At 71.5% G+C, this 18,174-nt stretch carries 15 protein-coding genes and 1 pseudogene; 12 read left to right on the top strand and 4 right to left on the bottom strand.

The features are described from left to right. Positions 1–18: 18 nt before the first annotated feature. Complete coding sequence (locus tag ACFYTE_RS23400) at positions 19–486, bottom strand: DUF3093 domain-containing protein (RefSeq protein ID WP_388713588.1); 468 nt, start codon at positions 484–486, stop codon at positions 19–21. Here ACFYTE_RS23400 and ACFYTE_RS23395 point away from each other — a divergent pair. The 9 genes and pseudogenes from ACFYTE_RS23395 to ACFYTE_RS23355 form a co-directional block, all read left to right on the top strand. Continuing rightward, positions 479–733 (top strand): annotated as a pseudogene (locus tag ACFYTE_RS23395) (AraC family transcriptional regulator); the annotation flags it as partial. The gene ACFYTE_RS23400 and the pseudogene ACFYTE_RS23395 sit on opposite strands and share 8 nt — an antisense overlap. Positions 734–747: 14 nt before the next feature. Then, a complete protein-coding gene (locus ACFYTE_RS23390) occupies positions 748–1,332 on the top strand; it encodes a PaaI family thioesterase (RefSeq protein WP_388713585.1) in 585 nt (194 codons plus the stop codon). A gap of 56 nt (positions 1,333–1,388) precedes the next feature. Then, positions 1,389–1,925: a dUTP diphosphatase gene (gene dut, locus ACFYTE_RS23385; protein ID WP_388713583.1), complete on the top strand. Its 537-nt coding sequence runs from the start codon at positions 1,389–1,391 to the stop codon at positions 1,923–1,925. A gap of 1 nt (position 1,926) precedes the next feature. Continuing rightward, positions 1,927–2,691: a DUF3710 domain-containing protein gene (locus tag ACFYTE_RS23380; protein ID WP_351737086.1), complete on the top strand. Its 765-nt coding sequence runs from the start codon at positions 1,927–1,929 to the stop codon at positions 2,689–2,691. 242 nt (positions 2,692–2,933) lie between these two features. Then, entirely contained in the window at positions 2,934–3,629 is a 696-nt protein-coding gene (locus ACFYTE_RS23375; protein ID WP_388713580.1) for an ABC transporter ATP-binding protein, read from the top strand. Positions 3,630–4,167: 538 nt separating this feature from the next. Further along, positions 4,168–6,723, top strand: coding sequence for an ATP-binding protein (locus ACFYTE_RS23370; protein WP_388713577.1), 2,556 nt, complete (start codon positions 4,168–4,170; stop codon positions 6,721–6,723). After that, on the top strand, positions 6,720–7,406 hold the full coding sequence (locus ACFYTE_RS23365) for a response regulator (protein ID WP_388713574.1): 687 nt from the start codon (positions 6,720–6,722) through the stop codon (positions 7,404–7,406). Before ACFYTE_RS23370 ends, ACFYTE_RS23365 begins: the two co-directional genes overlap by 4 nt. A 190-nt stretch (positions 7,407–7,596) precedes the next feature. Continuing rightward, positions 7,597–7,995, top strand: coding sequence for an OB-fold nucleic acid binding domain-containing protein (locus tag ACFYTE_RS23360; protein WP_388713571.1), 399 nt, complete (start codon positions 7,597–7,599; stop codon positions 7,993–7,995). A gap of 3 nt (positions 7,996–7,998) precedes the next feature. Further along, the gene (locus ACFYTE_RS23355; RefSeq protein WP_388713568.1) at positions 7,999–8,763 is read left to right on the top strand and encodes a DUF3159 domain-containing protein; all 765 of its coding nucleotides are present in this window, start codon (positions 7,999–8,001) and stop codon (positions 8,761–8,763) included. 1,162 nt (positions 8,764–9,925) lie between these two features. On the opposite strand, the gene ACFYTE_RS23350 is transcribed toward ACFYTE_RS23355, so the two are convergent. Beyond that, positions 9,926–10,597 carry a potassium channel family protein gene (locus ACFYTE_RS23350; RefSeq protein ID WP_388713565.1) on the bottom strand — a complete coding sequence of 224 codons (672 nt, stop codon included), beginning with the start codon at positions 10,595–10,597 and terminating at the stop codon, positions 9,926–9,928. Further along, entirely contained in the window at positions 10,597–11,268 is a 672-nt protein-coding gene (locus tag ACFYTE_RS23345; protein WP_388713562.1) for a potassium channel family protein, read from the bottom strand. The genes ACFYTE_RS23350 and ACFYTE_RS23345 overlap by 1 nt, the downstream gene beginning before the upstream one ends. A gap of 388 nt (positions 11,269–11,656) precedes the next feature. Between ACFYTE_RS23345 and ACFYTE_RS23340 the strand changes: the two genes are divergently transcribed. From ACFYTE_RS23340 to ACFYTE_RS23330, 3 genes are all read left to right on the top strand, one after another. After that, on the top strand, positions 11,657–13,705 hold the full coding sequence (locus tag ACFYTE_RS23340) for an APC family permease (RefSeq protein ID WP_388713559.1): 2,049 nt from the start codon (positions 11,657–11,659) through the stop codon (positions 13,703–13,705). Positions 13,706–14,003: 298 nt separating this feature from the next. After that, positions 14,004–15,344, top strand: coding sequence for a class I SAM-dependent RNA methyltransferase (locus ACFYTE_RS23335; RefSeq protein WP_388713556.1), 1,341 nt, complete (start codon positions 14,004–14,006; stop codon positions 15,342–15,344). A gap of 329 nt (positions 15,345–15,673) precedes the next feature. Beyond that, a complete protein-coding gene (locus tag ACFYTE_RS23330; protein ID WP_388713553.1) occupies positions 15,674–17,164 on the top strand; it encodes an ATP-binding protein in 1,491 nt (496 codons plus the stop codon). Between the two features lie 12 nt (positions 17,165–17,176). On the opposite strand, the gene ACFYTE_RS23325 is transcribed toward ACFYTE_RS23330, so the two are convergent. Then, positions 17,177–18,070 carry a DUF4241 domain-containing protein gene (locus ACFYTE_RS23325; RefSeq protein WP_388713551.1) on the bottom strand — a complete coding sequence of 298 codons (894 nt, stop codon included), beginning with the start codon at positions 18,068–18,070 and terminating at the stop codon, positions 17,177–17,179. Positions 18,071–18,174 lie beyond the last annotated feature (104 nt).

The following is an 18,174-nucleotide window of genomic DNA, read 5'->3' as shown; positions in this document are numbered from 1 at the left end:
TTCGGGCGCCCGGGACGATCAGGCCGTCGCGCGGCTGCGGGCCGCCTCGATCGCCGCCGCCAACTGCTCCGGAGTGCGGGTCGACAGGTAGAGGTACGGGGTGGGGTCGGCCGGATCGGTGACCTCGACGCGGAGCGCCTGCGGGATGTAGGCGCGCAGCAGGAGGAAGGCGCGGGTGTCGGCCTTGTAGGTGCGCCAGGCGCGGGCCTCCTCCGGATCCAGGATCTCCGCCGTGCCGAGCGCCGTGACCGGGATCTTCGCCTCGCCCGCGATCAGCTGGTCGCCCACGAGGCGGATCCGGAGCGAGCCGTAGGCGCTGGCCACGACCGCGGCGGCGGCCGTGCCGCCGGCCAGCCCGCCCAGCATCGGCAGCGTGCCGAAGGGGAGCAGGATCAGGGCCAGCGAGACGCCGACCAGAAAGCTGATCAGCCACCACGACCGGGGAGCGGTGAGGCGTTCGTCGTACGGGGTGCCGGAGTCCTCCATGCCCCCAGCTTGGCACGCCCTGCACCCACACCCCGAACCAGGGCACCCGGCCGACGTGATGGCCGCGACAGCCGCCGAGACCACCGGGATCCGGGGCACCCCCGGCTTCGTCAGCCCCGTCCTCGACGACCCGTACGCGGTCGGCCTGGTCCACCAGGTGCTGCGCGCCGCCGACGAGGGCAACGCGCCGGCCGCCGACACCCTGCTGCGGCCGGACGCGGGGCGGGTGGCGGGGTGGACGGGCGGGTAAGGTCTGCGGCTGTGACTGGTAGTTCCGCGGCTCTTCAGCCCCCTGCCGATGCCGTGACGCCGGTGCGGCATCCCGACGCGCCCGCACCCGGCGAATTGCTCGGTTCGCATTACGAACAGTGTTTTGGCTGTGGTCACGAGCAGCCGCACGGGCTGCGCCTGGAGGCGCGGGCGGGCGAGGGCGTCACCCTGACCGCAGAGTTCACCGTGCAGCCCGCCCACCAGGGCTCCCCCGGCCTCGCGCACGGGGGTGTGCTGGCCACCGCCCTGGACGAGACGCTGGGCTCGCTGAACTGGCTGTTGCGGACGATCGCGGTGACGGGCCGACTGGAGACCGACTTCGTGCGGCCGGTGCCGGTCGGCACGACGCTGCACCTGGCCGCCGAGGTCACCGCGGTCGCCGGGCGGAAGATCTACTCCAGTGTGGTCGGACGCATCGCAGGCCCCGACGGCCCCGTGGCCGTCCGCGCCGACGCCCTGTTCATCGAGGTCAAGGTCGACCACTTCGTCGACAACGGCCGCGAGGAGGAGATCCAGGCCGCCCTGAGCGACCCGGACCAGGTCCGGCGCGCCCGCGCCTTCGAGGTGAACCCGTGAGCGCCCCGCACCCCGGGCCCCCGGCGGGCTCCGTCCCCCCGGGGCCGCGTGCCCCCGTGGACGTGCTGATCCGGCGCGTCGACCCCGACGTACCGCTTCCGGCGTACGCGCTTCCCGGTGACGCCGGGGCCGATCTGCGGACGACGCAGAGGTGCGAACTGAAGCCGGGCGAGCGGATCGTGCTGCCCACGGGAGTGTCGATCGCCCTCCCGGACGGGTACGCGGCGTTCGTGCACCCTCGATCCGGTCTTGCCGCCCGCTGCGGTGTCGCCCTCGTGAATGCCCCGGGGACGGTTGATGCCGGGTACCGTGGGGAGATCAAGGTGATCGTGGTGAATCTCGACCCGCGCGAGTCCGTGCGGTTCGAGCGCTTCGACCGGATTGCCCAACTGGTCGTCCAGCAGGTCGAGAGGGTCCGCTTCCAGGAGGTCGCGGAGCTTCCCGGCTCGGCGCGGGCCGAGGGGGGCTTCGGGTCCACCGGGGGCCATGCCGCGGTGGGCGGCGAGAGCGGCACAAGCGGTCAGGTCGCCGAGGGCGGCCAGGCGGGTGGGAATCGATACGCTTCGGTCGTATCCGACCGGGAAGGACAGTGACGTGTTCGGACGTCGCAAGAAGAAGGGTGCCGCCGAGGACGCGGCCGGCGAGGCCGAGCAGGTCGTCGACAGCGTCGACACCGAGGCGGACGAGGATGAAGCAGGCGAGCCCGAGCGGCTGCGGCTCGAACCGGAGCCCCGCCCCGAAGGGCCGTGGGACGCCTCCGAGGTGCGTGACCCGGCCGAGGGCCGGGTGGATCTCGGCGGTCTGTTCGTGCCGGGCGTGGACGGCATGGAGCTGCGGGTCGAGGTCGCGGGCGACGCGATCGTCGCGGCGACCGTCGTGCTGCGGGACAGCGCGGTCCAGTTGCAGGCCTTCGCCGCGCCCAAGCGCGAGGGCATCTGGGGCGAGGTCCGCGAGGAGATCGCGACCGGCATCACCCAGCAGGGTGGCATCGTCGACGAGGTCGAGGGCCCCCTGGGCTGGGAACTGCGCGCCCAGGTGCCGGTGCAACTGCCGGACGGCACCGGCGGCTTCCAGGTCGTGCGGTTCATCGGTGTGGACGGCCCGCGCTGGTTCCTGCGCGGCGTGATCTCGGGCCAGGGCGCGGTGCAGCCGCAGGCCGCCGGGCTGCTTGAGCAGATCTTCCGGGACACGGTCGTGGTCCGCGGCGAGGGGCCGATGGCGCCCCGCGACCCGATCGTCCTGAAGCTGCCGAACGACGCCCAGATGGTCCCGGAGGGCGTTCAGCAGGAGGAGTCCTCGCGCTTCTCCGGCGGCATGGGCCAACTGCAGCGCGGACCGGAGATCACCGAGGTCCGCTGAGCGCTCCGCTGGTCGTGCCGCGATGTGCCGTCGGTCGGCTGCGGCGCCGTCGTGGCCGGTCGCGCCGTTCCCCGCGCCTCTTCATGGCGCTGTCGAACCGCAACGGACTTCGTCGGGCCTGCTGAGCGGCGAACGCGACCAGGGCCGTACCCCTGCCGGGGGTGCGGCCCCTTTTTGCGGCACCCCTTGGACGGCCGGGTGTCGGCCAGCCATACTGGCGCCCGGTCCTAGGGGGGAGTGGGATGAACGTTCAGGTGGTCACCGAGACGATGGTGCGTGTCGAGGACGTGCACCGGTCGTACGGGCAGGGAGCCGCCGCCGTGCACGCGCTGCGCGGGGTCTCCTTCGAGATCCCGCGCGGCGAACTGGTCGCCCTCAAAGGGCGCTCCGGATCCGGCAAGACCACCCTGCTGAACGTCGTCGGCGGGCTCGACGCGCCCGACCGGGGCAGGATCACCGTGGACGGCCGGGATCTCGCCGCACTCGACGAGAACGGCCTGCTGGAACTGCGGCGCGACCGGATCGGCTTTGTCTTCCAGTCCTTCGGGCTCGTCCCGATCCTCTCCGCGGCGGAGAACGTCGGCGTGCCGATGCGGCTGCGCCGGGCCGATCCGCGCGAGCGCGAGGAACGCGTCGAGCTGCTGCTCTCCCTGGTGGGTCTCGCCGACCACGCCGCCCAGCGCCCCGGCGAGCTGTCCGGCGGCCAGCAGCAGCGCGTCGCCATCGCTCGCGCCCTCGCCAACCGCCCCGCGCTTCTCATCGCCGACGAGCCCACCGGGCAGTTGGACGCCGAGACCGGTCACGCCGTGATGGAGCTGCTGCGAGCCGTCGTCCACAGCGAGCGGGTCACCGCACTGGTCGCCACGCACGACACCACCCTGCTGGACCTGGCCGACCGCGTGCTGGAGCTGAACGACGGCAAGATCACCGAACACTGACACCCCGGGACAGCCCGCCGCCCCGCCCCGGCGAGGGGCGGTGGTCGGCTTGGCAGCGGGCAGCGGGCAGCTCGGCTTGGCAACCGGCAAGGGCCGCCCCAGCTCGGCAGCCGGCGGCGGTCGGCCTGGCTCGGGAGTCTGCGACGGGCGGTGGCTGACGTGGCGGGGCAACGGGCGACGGCCGCCTCGGTACCCGGCAGCGGGCGGTGGTCGGCGCGGCCTGGCATCCGGTGACGGCAGGTCCGGCCCGGTTTGGTGGTCGGCGACGGGCGGTGGCTGATGTGGCTCGGGAGTCGGTGAGGGGCAGGGGCGCTCCGGGCACAGTCGGTGACGGTCGTTCCGGTCCGGCTGGCGGCGGTGGTCGGCCCTGCGGGGGCGACTTGGTTCGGGCTGGGCTGACCTGGGGGGATCGAGGTGGATCGGCTCATCAGGGTTGCGTCAAAGTTGCCTGTGCCCCGACCGCCCGTCCCTTTCGTCGCGATTGCGGGCCGTAGGGTCGACGCTGCGTAGGCGGCAGTGACGGGAAGACAATAGGGCCATGGCACGTGGAAAGCTCCGGATCTACCTCGGCGCGGCACCGGGCGTGGGCAAGACCTACGCGATGCTGTCCGAGGCTCACCGGCGTGTGGAGCGGGGCACCGACTGCGTCGTGGCCTTCGTGGAGCACCACGACCGGCCGCGCACCGAGGTGATGCTGCACGGCCTGGAGCAGGTGCCGCGCCGGGAGCTGGACTACCGGGGCGGGCGTTTCACCGAGATGGACGTGGACGCGGTCCTGGCCCGTAGCCCCCAGGTCGCCCTGGTGGACGAGCTGGCCCACACCAACATCCCGGGCTCGCGCAACACCAAGCGCTGGCAGGACGTGGAGGAGATGCTGGCGGCCGGCATCGACGTGGTCTCCACGGTCAACATCCAGCACCTGGAGTCACTGGGCGACGTGGTCGAGTCGATCACCGGCGTACGGCAGCAGGAGACCGTACCGGACGAGGTGGTGCGCCGCGCCGACCAGATCGAGCTGGTCGACATGTCGCCACAGGCGCTCCGCCGGCGCATGGCGCACGGCAACATCTACCAGTCCGACAAGGTGGACGCGGCCCTGTCCAACTACTTCCGGCCCGGGAACCTGACCGCCCTGCGGGAGCTGGCGCTGCTGTGGGTGGCCGACCGGGTGGACGAGTATCTGAAGCAGTACCGCAGCGAGCACCGGGTCTCCGCGATATGGGGCTCGCGCGAGCGGATCGTCGTGGGCCTGACCGGCGGCCCCGAGGGACGCACCCTGATCCGCCGGGCGGCGCGGCTCGCGGAGAAGGGCGCAGGCGGCGAGGTGCTGGCCGTCTACATAGCCCGCAGCGACGGCCTGTCCGCGGCCTCGCCGAAGGAACTGGCCGTCCAGCGCACCCTCGTCGAGGACCTGGGCGGCACCTTTCACCACGTCGTCGGCGACGACATACCCGCCGCGCTGCTGGACTTCGCGCGCGGCGTCAACGCCACCCAGATCGTCCTCGGCTCCTCGCGCCGCAAGAGCTGGCAGTACGTCTTCGGGCCCGGCGTCGGCGCCACCGTCGCCCGCGAGTCGGGCCCCGACCTCGACGTGCACATCGTCACCCACGAGGAGATCGCCAAGGGCCGCGGGCTGCCCGTCGCCCGGGGCGCCCGGCTCGGCCGGACCCGGATCGTCTCCGGCTGGGTGGTCGGGCTGCTCGGTCCGGTCGCCATGGCGCTGTGCCTGAACGCCGTGGACCTCGGACTCGCCAACGACATGCTGCTGTTCCTGGCGCTGACGGTGGCGGCGGCCCTGCTCGGCGGGCTGCTGCCCGCCCTGGCCTCCGCGGCCTTCGGGTCGCTGCTGCTGAACTACTTCTACACGCCCCCGCTGCACCGGCTGACCATCGCCGACCCCCACAACATCGTCGCCATCGCGATCTTCGTCGGGGTCGCGGTGTCGGTGGCCTCGGTGGTGGACCTGGCGGCCCGGCGCACCCACCAGGCGGCCCGGCTGCGCGCCGAGTCGGAGATCCTGTCGTTCCTCGCCGGCAATGTGCTGCGGGGCGAGACCGGCCTGGAGGAACTGCTGGAGCGGGTCCGGGAGACGTTCGGCATGGAGTCCGCCGCCCTGCTGGAGCGGGCGGGCGACGTCGAGCCCTGGACCTGCGCGGGCCGCGCCGGATTCGGCCCGCCGCTGGAGCGGCCCGAGGACGCCGACGTCGACGTGCCGGTCGGCGACCACATGGCGCTCGCGCTGACCGGCCGCGTGCTGCCCGCCGAGGACCGCCGGGTGCTGGCCGCGTTCGCCGCGCAGGCCGCCGTGGTGCTGGACCGCCGGCGCCTCCAGGAAGAGGCCGACCGGGCCCGCACCCTGGCCGAGGGCAACCGGATCCGCACCGCGCTGCTGGCCGCGGTCAGCCACGACCTGCGCACTCCGCTGGCCGGGATCAAGGCCGCGGTCACCTCGCTCAGGTCCGACGACGTCGACTGGTCCGAACAGGACCGGGCGGAGCTGCTCGAAGGCATCGAGGAGGGCGCCGACCGCCTCGACCACCTGGTCGGCAACCTGCTCGACATGTCCCGGCTGCAGACCGGCACGGTCGTCGCGATCGTCCGCGAGGTCGACCTCGACGAGGTGGTCCCGTGGGCGCTGGTCGGCGTCCCCGAGGACAGCGTGGATCTGGACATCCGCGAGACCCTGCCGATGGTCGCCGTCGATCCCGGGCTCCTCGAACGGGCGATGGCCAACCTGGTGGAGAACGCCGTCAAGTACAGTCCGCCCGACCGGCGTGTCATGGTCTCCGCCAGTGCCATCGCCGACCGGGTGGAGGTGCGGGTCGTGGACCGCGGGCCGGGCATACCCGACGAGGCGAAGGACCGGATATTCGAGCCGTTCCAGCGTTACGGCGACGCGCCGCGCGGTGCCGGGGTGGGGCTCGGCCTCGCGGTCGCGCGCGGCTTCGCCGAGGCGATGGGCGGCACGCTGAACGCCGAGGACACGCCCGGGGGCGGCCTCACCATGGTCCTCAGCCTGCGGGCGGCAGGATCGCGTCCCGAGCCCCTTCGCACCGGAGAGGGCGCAGCAGAACCGGAAAGGAAGGCCTCATGACCCGGGTGCTCGTGATCGACGACGAGCCGCAGATCGTGCGCGCCCTCGTGATCAACCTCAGGGCGCGCAAGTACGAGGTCGACGCGGCCCCCGACGGCAGGACCGCCCTCGAACTCGCCGCCTCCCGCCACCCGGACGTGGTGGTCCTCGACCTGGGCCTGCCCGACATGGACGGCGTCGAGGTGATCAGGGGCCTGCGCGGCTGGACCCGGGTGCCGATCCTGGTCCTGTCGGCCCGGCACTCCTCGGACGAGAAGGTCGAGGCGCTGGACGCGGGCGCCGACGACTACGTGACCAAGCCGTTCGGCATGGACGAGCTGCTGGCCCGGCTGCGGGCCGCGGTGCGCCGGGCCGAGCCCGTCGGTCCCGGTGAGGACGACGTGACGACGGTGGAGACCGAGGGGTTCACCGTCGACCTGGCCGCCAAGAAGGTCAACCGGGGCGGCAGGGACGTACGGCTGACCCCCACGGAGTGGCATCTGCTGGAGGTGCTGGTCCGCAACACCGGGCGGCTGGTCAGCCAGAAGCAGCTGCTTCAGGAGGTGTGGGGACCCTCGTACGGGACGGAGACCAACTACCTGCGCGTGTACATGGCGCAGCTGCGCAGGAAGCTGGAGACGGACCCCTCGCACCCGAAGCACTTCATCACCGAACCGGGGATGGGCTACCGGTTCGAACGCTGAACGCTCCGCTGGGTGCGCTGTGGTGTGCCGTCGTTCGTCCGCGGCTGCGTCATGGCTGGTCGCGCCCGCGCGGCGGAGCCGCATGTCGCTACGGCCCCGCGCCCCTTCGGGGCGTGGCCGAACCCCAGCGGACGGGCGGGGATCTGCCCACCGGTACGTCGCCGTCGGTGGGCCCCGGTACGCTTCTGATATGAGTGCTGTTCCGCGTTCCGAGAAGCCGGTGGGCCGGTTCCGGCGCATGCTCGGCCGGCTCTCCTCGTCCCAGGAGGACCTGGAGTCCGAGGAGCTGCGGGAGGACACCGACACGGCCGGCTGTATACGGATCGGTGACTGCCAGGACCGGCAGATCGTCACGGTAACTGGTACCTTGCGCACGGTAACGCTGCGCCCACGCGCCGGAGTCCCGGCCCTGGAGGCCGAGCTGTTCGACGGTTCCGCCGCGTTGGACGTGGTGTGGCTGGGCAGGCGTTCCATCGTGGGCATAGAACCGGGGCGCAAACTGATCGCATCGGGCCGGATCTCGATGAGCCGGGGCCGCCGGGTGCTGTTCAACCCGAAGTACGAACTGAGACCCCTCGGACGGGAGTAGCCGGTGACGTCACTCGACAAGCCGACCGAAGACACCACTCAGCATGACGACGCCCGGGCGGTGACCGAGGCCGCGCTCTTCGAGGCGTTCGGCGGTGTCAGGGGCATGGTCGAGACGGTCCTGCCCGGACTCCTCTTCGTCACGATCTACACGATCAACAAGGATCTGCACTGGTCGGCGATCGCCGCGCTGGCCGTGTCGCTGGTCCTGCTGGTGGTGCGGCTGGCCAAGAAGGACACCGTCAAGCACGCCTTCAGCGGCGTCTTCGGTGTGGCCTTCGGCGTCGTGTTCGCGATGTTCACGGGCAACGCCAAGGACTTCTACCTCCCCGGCATGCTCTACACCCTGGGCCTGTCCCTGGCGTACATCGTCACGACGATCGCCGGCGTGCCCCTCATGGGACTGATCCTCGGCCCGGTCTTCAAGGAGAACCTGTCCTGGCGTACCCGCAACCCCGGCCGCAAGAAGGCGTACGCCAAGGCCAGTTGGGCCTGGGGGCTGATCCTGTTCGGCAAGTGCATGATCCTCTTCCCGCTGTACTGGTGGGCGGACACCACCCAGCTCGGCTGGGTCCTGGTGACCTTGAAGATCCCGCCGTTCCTGCTCGCCGTCTGGCTCACCTGGGTCTTCCTCGCGAAGGCGCCCGCGCCGATCGACGTGTTCGCGGAGATGGAGGCCGAGGAGCGGGCCGAGGAGCAGCGCAAGGCCGGGGCGGCCGCGGAGCGCGGCGAGGAGTCACCCGCGGGCCGACACCGCCGCGAGGCATAGCGGAAGCCCCCGGACGCGGCTAGGGGCAGCCGAAGGCCCTGACGCGGCGGGGGCGCGGTACGGCCGAGGCGCTTGATGCGGCGGGGGTGCCGGATGCCAGGGGGGTATGGCCGGAGTCCTCGACGGGGGTAGGGCGTGGCAGAGGTCTGCGCTGCGGTGGGGGTCCGGCTGAAGTCCCTGAACGCGGTGAGGGTGTGGCCGATGTCCTCGACGGGGCGGGGGGTGCGGCGGAAGCCGCCGACGCCGCTGGGGGTGCGGTGCGGCCGAGCGCTTGATGCGGCGGGGGTGCAGTTGAAGTGCCGGATGCCACGGGGTGTGGCCGGAGTCCTCGACGGGGCAAGCTGTGGCCCAGGTGCGTGATGCGGCGAGGGTGCGGTTGTAGTCCATGACGCGGCGCGCTGTGGCCGAGGCCCTCGACGGGGCGGGGGGTGCGGCGGAAGCCGCCGACGCGGCTGGGGGTGCGGTGCGGCCGAGCGCTTGATGCGGCGGGGGTGCAGTTGAAGTGCCGGATGCGGCGGTGTGTGGCCGATGTCCTCGACGGGGGTAGGGCGTGGCAGAGGTCTGCGCTGCGGTGGGGGTCCGGCTGAAGTCCCTGAACGCGGTGAGGGTGTGGCCGATGTCCTCGACGGGGCGGGGGGTGCGGCGGAAGCCGCCGACGCGGCTGGGGGTGCGGTGCGGCCGAGCGCTTGATGCGGCGGGGGTGCAGTTGAAGTGCCGGATGCGGCGGTGTGTGGCCGATGTCCTCGTCGGGGGTAGGGCGTGGCCGAGGTCTGCTATGTGGCGGGGGCGCGGTTGAAGTCCCTGACGCGGCGGCGTGCGGCCGAAGTGTGCGATGCGGCGGAGGTCGTGCCCGAAGTGCCGATGCGGCGGGGGACGGTGTGGCCGAGGTGCGCGATGCGGCGGAGGGCAGTCGAAGTGCCGGATGCGGTGGGGGTGGCCGTGGCCTTCGGTGGGGCGAGGGAGTGCCCGAAGTGCCGGATGCAGCGAGCAAGTGCCCGACGTGTCTGACACGGCGGGGCTGTGGTCGAAGTCCTCGGCGCCGCGAGGGTGCGGTCAAAGTCCGCGATGCGGTACGGGTGCAGTCGAAGGCGGTGTGGCCGCAGGGGGGCGCTCGGGGTCTCCGGGTGCCCCCTGCGGCGTACTCGGTCGGGTGCGGCCGGGCTCAGTCGTCCTCGCGGCGTACCGACAGCAGGTCCTCCAGTTGCTCCTCTCGGGCCTGGGCGGCCACGAACAGCAGCTCGTCTCCCGGCTCCAGGGAGTCCTCCTTGGAGGGGGCCAGCACACGGTTACCGCGGATGATGGTGACCAGGGAGGTGTCCTCGGGCCACTCCACGTCCCCGACCTGGGTGCCGGCCAGGGCCGACTCCTCCGGCAGGGTCAGCTCGACCAGGTTCGCGTCGCCGTGGCTGAAGCGCAGCAGCCGCACCAGGTCGCCGACGCTCACCGCCTCCTCGACCAGCGCGGACATCAGACGCGGGGTGGACACGGCGACGTCGACGCCCCAGGCCTCGTTGAACAGCCACTCGTTCTTCGGGTTGTTCACCCGGGCCACGACGCGCGGCACGCCGTACTCCGTCTTCGCCAGCAGGGACACGACCAGGTTGACCTTGTCGTCGCCCGTCGCGGCGATCACCACGTTGCAGCGCTGCAACGCGGCCTCGTCCAGGGACGTGATCTCGCAGGCGTCGGCCAGCAGCCACTCCGCCTGCGGTACCCGCTCGACCGAGATCGCGGTCGGCGCCTTGTCGATCAGCAGAACCTCGTGGCCGTTCTCCAGCAGCTCGCCCGCGATCGAGCGGCCGACCGCGCCGGCACCGGCAATGGCGACCCTCATCAGTGACCGCCCTCCTCTTCAGGGCCCTCGGCGAACGCCGCCTCGACCTTGTCGACGTCGTCCGTCCGCATCATCACGTGCACCAGGTCGCCCTCCTGCAACACCGTCTGCGAGGTGGGCAGGATCGCCTCGCCGAGACGGGTCAGGAACGCCACACGGACCCCCGTCTCGTCCTGGAGCCTGCTGACCTTGTGCCCGACCCAGGCCGGGGAGGTGTGCACCTCGGCGAGTTGGACGCCACCGGTGGGGTCGCGCCACAGCGGTTCGGCGCCCGAGGGCAGCAGCCGGCGCAGCATCTGGTCGGCCGTCCAGCGGACCGTGGCCACGGTGGGAATGCCCAGGCGCTGATAGACCTCGGCGCGGCGGGGATCGTAGATACGGGCCGCGACGTTCTCCACGCCGAACATCTCACGGGCCACCCGCGCCGAGATGATGTTCGAGTTGTCGCCGCTGGACACGGCGGCGAAGGCGCCGGCGTCCTCGATGCCGGCCTCGCGGAGGGTGTCCTGGTCGAAGCCGACCCCGGTGACCCGGCGGCCGCCGAATCCAGGGCCCAGCCGGCGGAAGGCCGTGGGGTCCTGGTCGATCACCGCGACCGTGTGCCCCTGCTGCTCCAGGGTCTGGGCGAGGGCGGAGCCCACTCTGCCGCAGCCCATGATGACGATGTGCACGACCGTCCTTCCGATGTCCAGAAAAGTCACTGCTCGGCCCCGTCGGGGTCGGCCCCCTCAGGGTCTCAGACCGACGCTCAAGCTACACACGCGCCGTACGGGGTGGGCACCCCCGTGCAGGCCCGCTCGTGGTCAGCGGCGCGTGATGCTGCGCACGCTCAGCAGCGTCAGGAATCCGAGGCCGACGAGCGAGGCGGCGGCGCCGATCAGCTGTGCGGTCGCGGCCATGGAACCTCCGAGGTGCGGCGACAGGCGGGTTTGCCATCCAGACACGGGGAACGCGCCGCCCACGGAATCCGAAGTTCCCTCCGCCCCGGAGTTCACTCGTGAGGCAGATCCGGGACGGCAGGTGGGCGGCTGCCAGTTCGAACCCTTACGATCCTCTGTCGTGTCCAAACTGACCGACGTGCCCAAACGGATCCTGATCGGGCGCGCGCTGCGCAGCGACCGGCTGGGTGAAACGCTCCTGCCGAAGCGGGTCGCGCTGCCCGTCTTCGCCTCCGACCCGCTGTCCTCTGTCGCCTACGCGCCGGGGGAGGTCCTGCTGGTCCTGTCCATCGCGGGCGTGTCGGCCTACCACTTCAGCCCCTGGATCGCGCTCGCGGTCGTCGTGCTGATGTTCACGGTGGTCGCCTCCTACCGGCAGAACGTGCACGCCTACCCGAGCGGCGGCGGCGACTACGAGGTCGCCACCACCAACCTCGGCCCCAAGGCGGGCCTCACGGTCGCCAGCGCGCTGCTCGTCGACTACGTCCTGACCGTCGCCGTGTCCATCTCCTCCGGCATCGAGAACCTCGGCTCCGCGATCCCCTTCGTGGTCGAGCACAAGGTGCTGTGCGCGGTCGCCGTGATCGTGCTGCTGACGCTCATGAACCTGCGCGGCGTGAAGGAGTCCGGCACGCTGTTCGCGATTCCGACGTACGTCTTCGTAGCGGGCGTCTTCATCATGATCGTCTGGGGCGCGTTCCGGGGCCTGGTCCTCGGGGACACGATGCGCGCGCCCACCGCCGACTACCACATCAAGGCCGAGCACCAGGGCCTCGCCGGCTTCGCGCTCGTCTTCCTGCTGCTGCGCGCCTTCTCGTCCGGCTGTGCCGCGCTGACCGGCGTCGAGGCCATCTCCAACGGTGTTCCGGCCTTCCGCAAGCCCAAGTCGAAGAACGCGGCGACCACGCTGGCCATGATGGGCCTGCTCGCCGTGACGATGTTCTGCGGCATCATCGCCCTCGCCATGACCACCAAGGTCCGCATGGCCGAGAACCCCGCCGCCGACCTGCTCCACGACGGTGTGGCGCTCGGCTCCGGCTATGTCCAGAACCCGGTGATCTCACAAGTCGCCGAGGCGGTCTTCGGCAAGGGCAGCCTCCTGTTCGTCGTGCTGGCCGCGGCCACCGCGCTGGTGCTGTTCCTGGCCGCCAACACGGCCTACAACGGCTTCCCGCTGCTCGGCTCGATCCTCGCCCAGGACCGCTATCTGCCGCGCCAACTGCACACCCGCGGCGACCGGCTGGCCTTCTCCAACGGCATCGTGCTGCTCGCGGGCGCCGCCGCCCTGCTGGTCTTCGTCTACGGAGCCGACTCGACCCGGCTCATCCAGCTGTACATCGTCGGCGTGTTCGTGTCCTTCACGCTCAGCCAGACCGGCATGGTCCGGCACTGGAACCGGCACCTCGCGGTGGAGCGGGACCCGGCCCGGCGCAGCCACATGATCCGCTCCCGGGCGATCAACGCGTTCGGCGCCTTCTTCACCGGCCTGGTCCTGGTCGTCGTCCTCGTCACCAAGTTCACCCACGGCGCCTGGGTCGCCCTGCTCGGCATGGTGATCTTCTACGCGACGATGACCGCGATCCGTAAGCACTACGACCGTGTGGCCGAGGAGATCGCGGCCCCCGAGGGCCCGAGCGACGACAGCGTACGGCCGTCCCGGGTCCACTCGATCGTCCTGATCTCCAAGATCCACCGGCCCACACTGCGCGCGCTGGCCTATGCCAAGCTGATGCGCTCGGACACCCTGGAGGCACTCACCGTCAACGTCGACCCGGCGGAGACGAAGGTGCTGCGCGAGGAGTGGGAACGGCGTGGGATAGAGGTGCCGCTGAAGGTGCTCGACTCGCCCTACCGGGAGATCACCCGGCCGATCATCGAGTACGTCAAGAGCCTGCGCAAGGAGTCGCCGCGCGACGCGATCTCCGTGATCATCCCCGAGTACGTGGTCGGCCACTGGTACGAGCACCTGCTGCACAACCAGAGCGCCCTGCGCCTCAAGGGGCGCCTGCTGTTCACGCCCGGTGTCATGGTGACCTCCGTCCCCTACCAGCTCCAGTCCTCCGAGGCGGCCAGGAACCGGGCCCGCAGACGGCAGGAGTGGAACGCGCCCGGCGCGGTGCGGCGCGGCCCGGCGGAGCAACGGCCGAAGGAACCGAGCACCGGAAACTGAACGTGAGCCCGCGGCATGCGGCATGCGGCACCGCGGCTGCGGGCTCGGGGAGGTCGGCGGCGGGGGCTGGGGAGTGAGGGGCGCGGCGCCGGGGCTGAGCGCTGGGGAGCCCGGTGGTGGTGGCCGAGGGGTGGGGAGCTGTGCGTCGGGGCTGTGGGGTGGTGGGCCCGGTGTTGAGGGCTGCCCGCTGGGGAGGCCGGTGGCGGGGCCGGGGTCGTGGGGGAGCACGTAGACTGGTGGGCTGTCGTCGGCCCCCGAGCGGGCCGTTCCCCCTTCCCCGATCTGGAGTCACCCCGCCATGCAGGCAGAACCGAAGAAGTCGCAGGCGGGGTCCCTCGTGGGGGAGGAGTACGAGGTCGAGATCGGCCCCGTCGCACACGGCGGCCACTGCATCGCCCGTACCTCCGAGGGCCAGGTGCTGTTCGTCCGGCACGCGCTGCCCGGCGAGCGGGTGGTGGCCCGGGTGACCGAGGGCGAGGAGGGCGCCCGCTTCCTTCGCGCGGACGCGGTGCGGGTCCTTGAGGCCGCCAAGGACCGCGTCGAGGCGCCCTGTCCCTACGCCGGACCCGGCCGCTGCGGCGGCTGCGACTGGCAGCACGCCAAGCCGGGCGCCCAGCGACGGCTGAAGGGCGAGGTCGTCGCCGAGCAACTGCGGCGCCTCGCGGGCCTCACCCCCGAGGAGGCCGGCTGGGACGGCACGGTGATGCCGGCCGAGGGCGACAAGCTCCCGGCGGGCGAAGTACCCCGGTGGCGCACCCGCGTGCAGTACGCGGTCGACGCCGAGGGGCACGCCGGGCTGCGCCGGCACCGCTCGCACGAGGTGGAGCGGATCGACCACTGCATGATCGCGGCCGACGGCGTCGACGAACTCGGCGTCGAGAAGCGCGACTGGTCCGGCATGGCGTCGGTCGAGGCGATCGCGGCGACGGGCTCGGGGGACCGCCAGGTGATCCTCACGCCGCGTCCCGGCGGCCGGCTGCCCCTGGTGGAGCTGGACAAGCCGGTCTCGGTGCTCAGGGTCGACGAGAAGTCCGGCGGCGTGCACCGTGTCCACGGCCGCCCCTTCGTCCGCGAACGCGCGGACGGCCGCACCTACCGGGTGGGCAACGGCGGCTTCTGGCAGGTCCACCCGAAGGCGGCGGACACCCTCGTGACCGCGGTCATGCAGGGCCTGCTGCCGCGCAAGGGCGAGATGGCCCTCGATCTGTACTGCGGTGCCGGCCTCTTCGCCGGGGCCCTCGCCGACCGGCTCGGCGAGAAGGGCGCGGTGCTCGGCATCGAGTCGGGCAAGCGGGCCGTGGAGGACGCCCGCCACAACCTCGCGGACTTCCCACGCGTGCGCATCGAACAGGGCAAGGTCGAGTCCGTCCTGCCGCGCACGGGCATCACCGAGGTGGACCTCGTCGTCCTGGACCCGCCCCGCGCGGGCGCGGGCCGTGCAACGGTGACCCACCTGGCCTCCCTCACCCCCCGCCGCATCGCCTACGTCGCCTGCGATCCGGCGGCCCTGGCACGGGACGTGGGCTATTTCCGCGAGAACGGATACCGGGTCCGTACGCTCCGGGCGTTCGATCTGTTTCCTATGACGCACCACGTGGAGTGCGTGGCGATTTTGGAGCCGGCGGGGAAGAACCGCTGACCTGCAGTTCAGCAGAAGCGCCGGTGGGTCTCGACCTGTTACGCGGTATCCGGCAGGTCAAACCCTTCGGGCCTGCCTCATGTCCGATCGTCGGGACTCCTGACGCTCATATGATGCTCGGCTCTCGTCGGTGAGGCCGACCTAAGCAAGGTGTCGCGACGCACGTGACGGCCTTGTCGGGGGGAGCCGCTGACATGACTCCGCGGCGGTTACCGCGAGTGATCCCTGTTGCCCGGTCGTCAGGAAAGGCGGGCTGGACGGATTCTGTCTAAGTAGACTTAGACAGAATCGTGGTCGATCAAGCTGTGGGGAGTTCGGTGGACGAAGGCGTGCTTGCCAAACCCGAGGACGTGGTCGACCGTGATCGTGAGTGGGGTCTGCTCACCGAGTTCGTCACGGATCCGGATCCGGCGATGCGTCTGGGGATCGTGTCGGGGCGCAGGCGGCACGGGAAGTCGTATCTGCTGCAGGCGCTGTCGGAGCGGGTCGGGGGTCTGTACGTCACCGCGGTGCGGGAGGAAGGGCGGCTGCCGGCGATCCAGCGGTTCAGCGATGCCATCGCGGCCCACGCGGGTCTGCGGCCCGGCACGCTGCGGTTGACCGACTGGCGTGATGTCCTGTCCAACGCCCTTGACGTCACCGCGCGATCACAGACTCCGCTGCTGGTGATCGACGAGTTGCCGTATCTCCTCCAGCACTCTCCCGAGATCCCCGGCCTGCTCCAGCAGCTCTACGACGAGCGCCAGCGGGGCACCGGGGTCGGACCTGGAGCGCGGGTGATCCTGTGTGGGTCCGCGATGAGCGTCATGCACGAACTGCTGTCGGGAACGAAGCCGTTGCGCGGCCGTGCGGTGATCGATCTGAGGCTGGGAGCCTTCGACTACCGGGCCAGCCGCGTGTTCTGGCAGATCGACGACCCGCTGACCGCCCTGCAGGTGCACGCCGTTCTCGGTGGCGCTCCCGGTTACCGGCCGGTGGCGGCACGCCCGCACCCGAACGACGGCTTCGCCTCCTGGCTGACGCGGACGCTCCTGGACCCGGGGCGGGCGGTGTACTCGCGCACGGAGACGGAGTATCTGCTGCGCGAGGATCCGCGGATCACCCAGCACACCCTGTACTACGACATCCTCACCGCGATCGCCCAGGGAGCCACCACCCCCACCAGGATCGGCGCGGCCCTGGAACGCCAGCGCAACGCCGTTACCCACCCGCTCGACGTCCTGGAGTCCACGGGCTACGTCCAGCGCGAGCAGGACATCCTGCGTCCCCGCCACCCCGTCATCACGCTGGCCGACCCCGTCATCCGCTTCAACCAGCTGATCACCCTGCCGCAGGCGGCCACCGTCGAGCAGGGCTTCGCCGAACAGGCATGGCAGGCCGCCGCGCCGACCTTCAACTCCAAGATCCTCGGCCCCCACTTCGAGGACCTCGCCCGCGCCTTCACCCGTCGGTACGCCCACACCCTGCTTCCCGGCGGCCTGCCCGGCCCGGTCGGTACCACCGAGGTGGCCGACCCGGCGGCCCGCACCAAGCACGAGGTCGACGTCATCGCCCTGGCCCTGGGCGAACGCCCGCAAGCTCCGCGCGCCAGGATCGCCCTCATCGGCGAGGCCAAGGCCACCGCTGCTCGCCGGGGTACGGGTGACCTGCAGCGCCTGGAACACATCCGCGCCCTGCTCACCGACCAGGGCTACGACACCACGGGCACCACACTGGCCCTGTTCTCCCTGCACGGCTTCTACCCGGACTTGATGGAGTCCGCGGCCGACCGTGACGATCTGCTCCTGGTCGACCTGGCGACTCTCTACAGGATCGGCTAGCCACCAGTCCTGTCACGATGTCATCGGCAGCCCCAGCGACGCGATGGGGCGTGCCCGCGCACAGTGTCGGCGGAGGCGAATGGTCTGCCGCGGCCGGTTCAGGCAGTCGTGACGACGATGCCGATGTCGATGAACAGTCGGCCGGTCGTCGGCTTCCAGCGGTGGCGGGCCGTCGGGTGGGTGAGGAGTGCGCGGGACTGGGCGGGCGGACCGCGCGGAAGCCACGGAAGCCGGGGGATTTGGTGGCATGCCGCCTGTCGGCGAATGCGCCCGTACGTCCACGGTGTTGCATGGTGCGACGCTAGAGGCATACCGGCCATGTCCCGTCGCCCCCCCCGTGCAGAACGACACCAGGTCGCTTCCGGTCGCTGCGTCGGTGCTGAAGCCGTAGGCGTGGCCGTCGAGGAGCAGACGGGGGTCTTCGCCCTCACTCAGCGCCGACTCCCAGGCGACGGCGGGTTCGTCCGGGATCAACAGGCGCACGGCGGGCGCCTCGGTGACCGGGAACCGATCCTCGCCGTACTCGCCCTCGCCAGCGATCACGGCCGCCTCCAGCGCGTACTCGCCGGGGGGTATGCGCTCGGTGAGTTCCCGGGGCTTCTCGTCGAGAGGGGCCGAGACGGCCAGGCGCCCGCTCGGGATGCGCACCATGGCGATGTGCCGCGGCTCGGCTGTCTCCGTCTCGTCCCAGCGCTCCACGGAGAAGGGGTTCCCGGCTGAAAGAGGTCGTCGACGGGCAACTCCATACGCATGGGTTTCGGCGGGCGCCACAACGATGCGGCCTCGGCAACCGGGGAGGAGTTCCACCGTGAGCCGCCAGGCGTCGGGCGCCAGGTCCGGCTGTTCCGGTGAGGCGTACCGCTGTTCCACGCACTGCCGCCGGAACAGACGGTCGTCCTCCAGCAACCGGAGATCGACCTCGTGGGTTCGCCGTCCCAGCTCGTCATAGGCCCACTGCCCGACGAAACGCGCCGGCGTCCCAGCCCTCGGCGTAGGAAACCGTCACCGTG

The sequence above is a fragment of the Streptomyces sp. NPDC004629 genome (genome assembly GCF_042873595.1).
Taxonomy (GTDB): domain Bacteria; phylum Actinomycetota; class Actinomycetes; order Streptomycetales; family Streptomycetaceae; genus Streptomyces.
The sequence above is the reverse complement of the archived record's forward strand: the minus strand, read 5'-3'. Positions and strand labels throughout refer to the sequence as shown.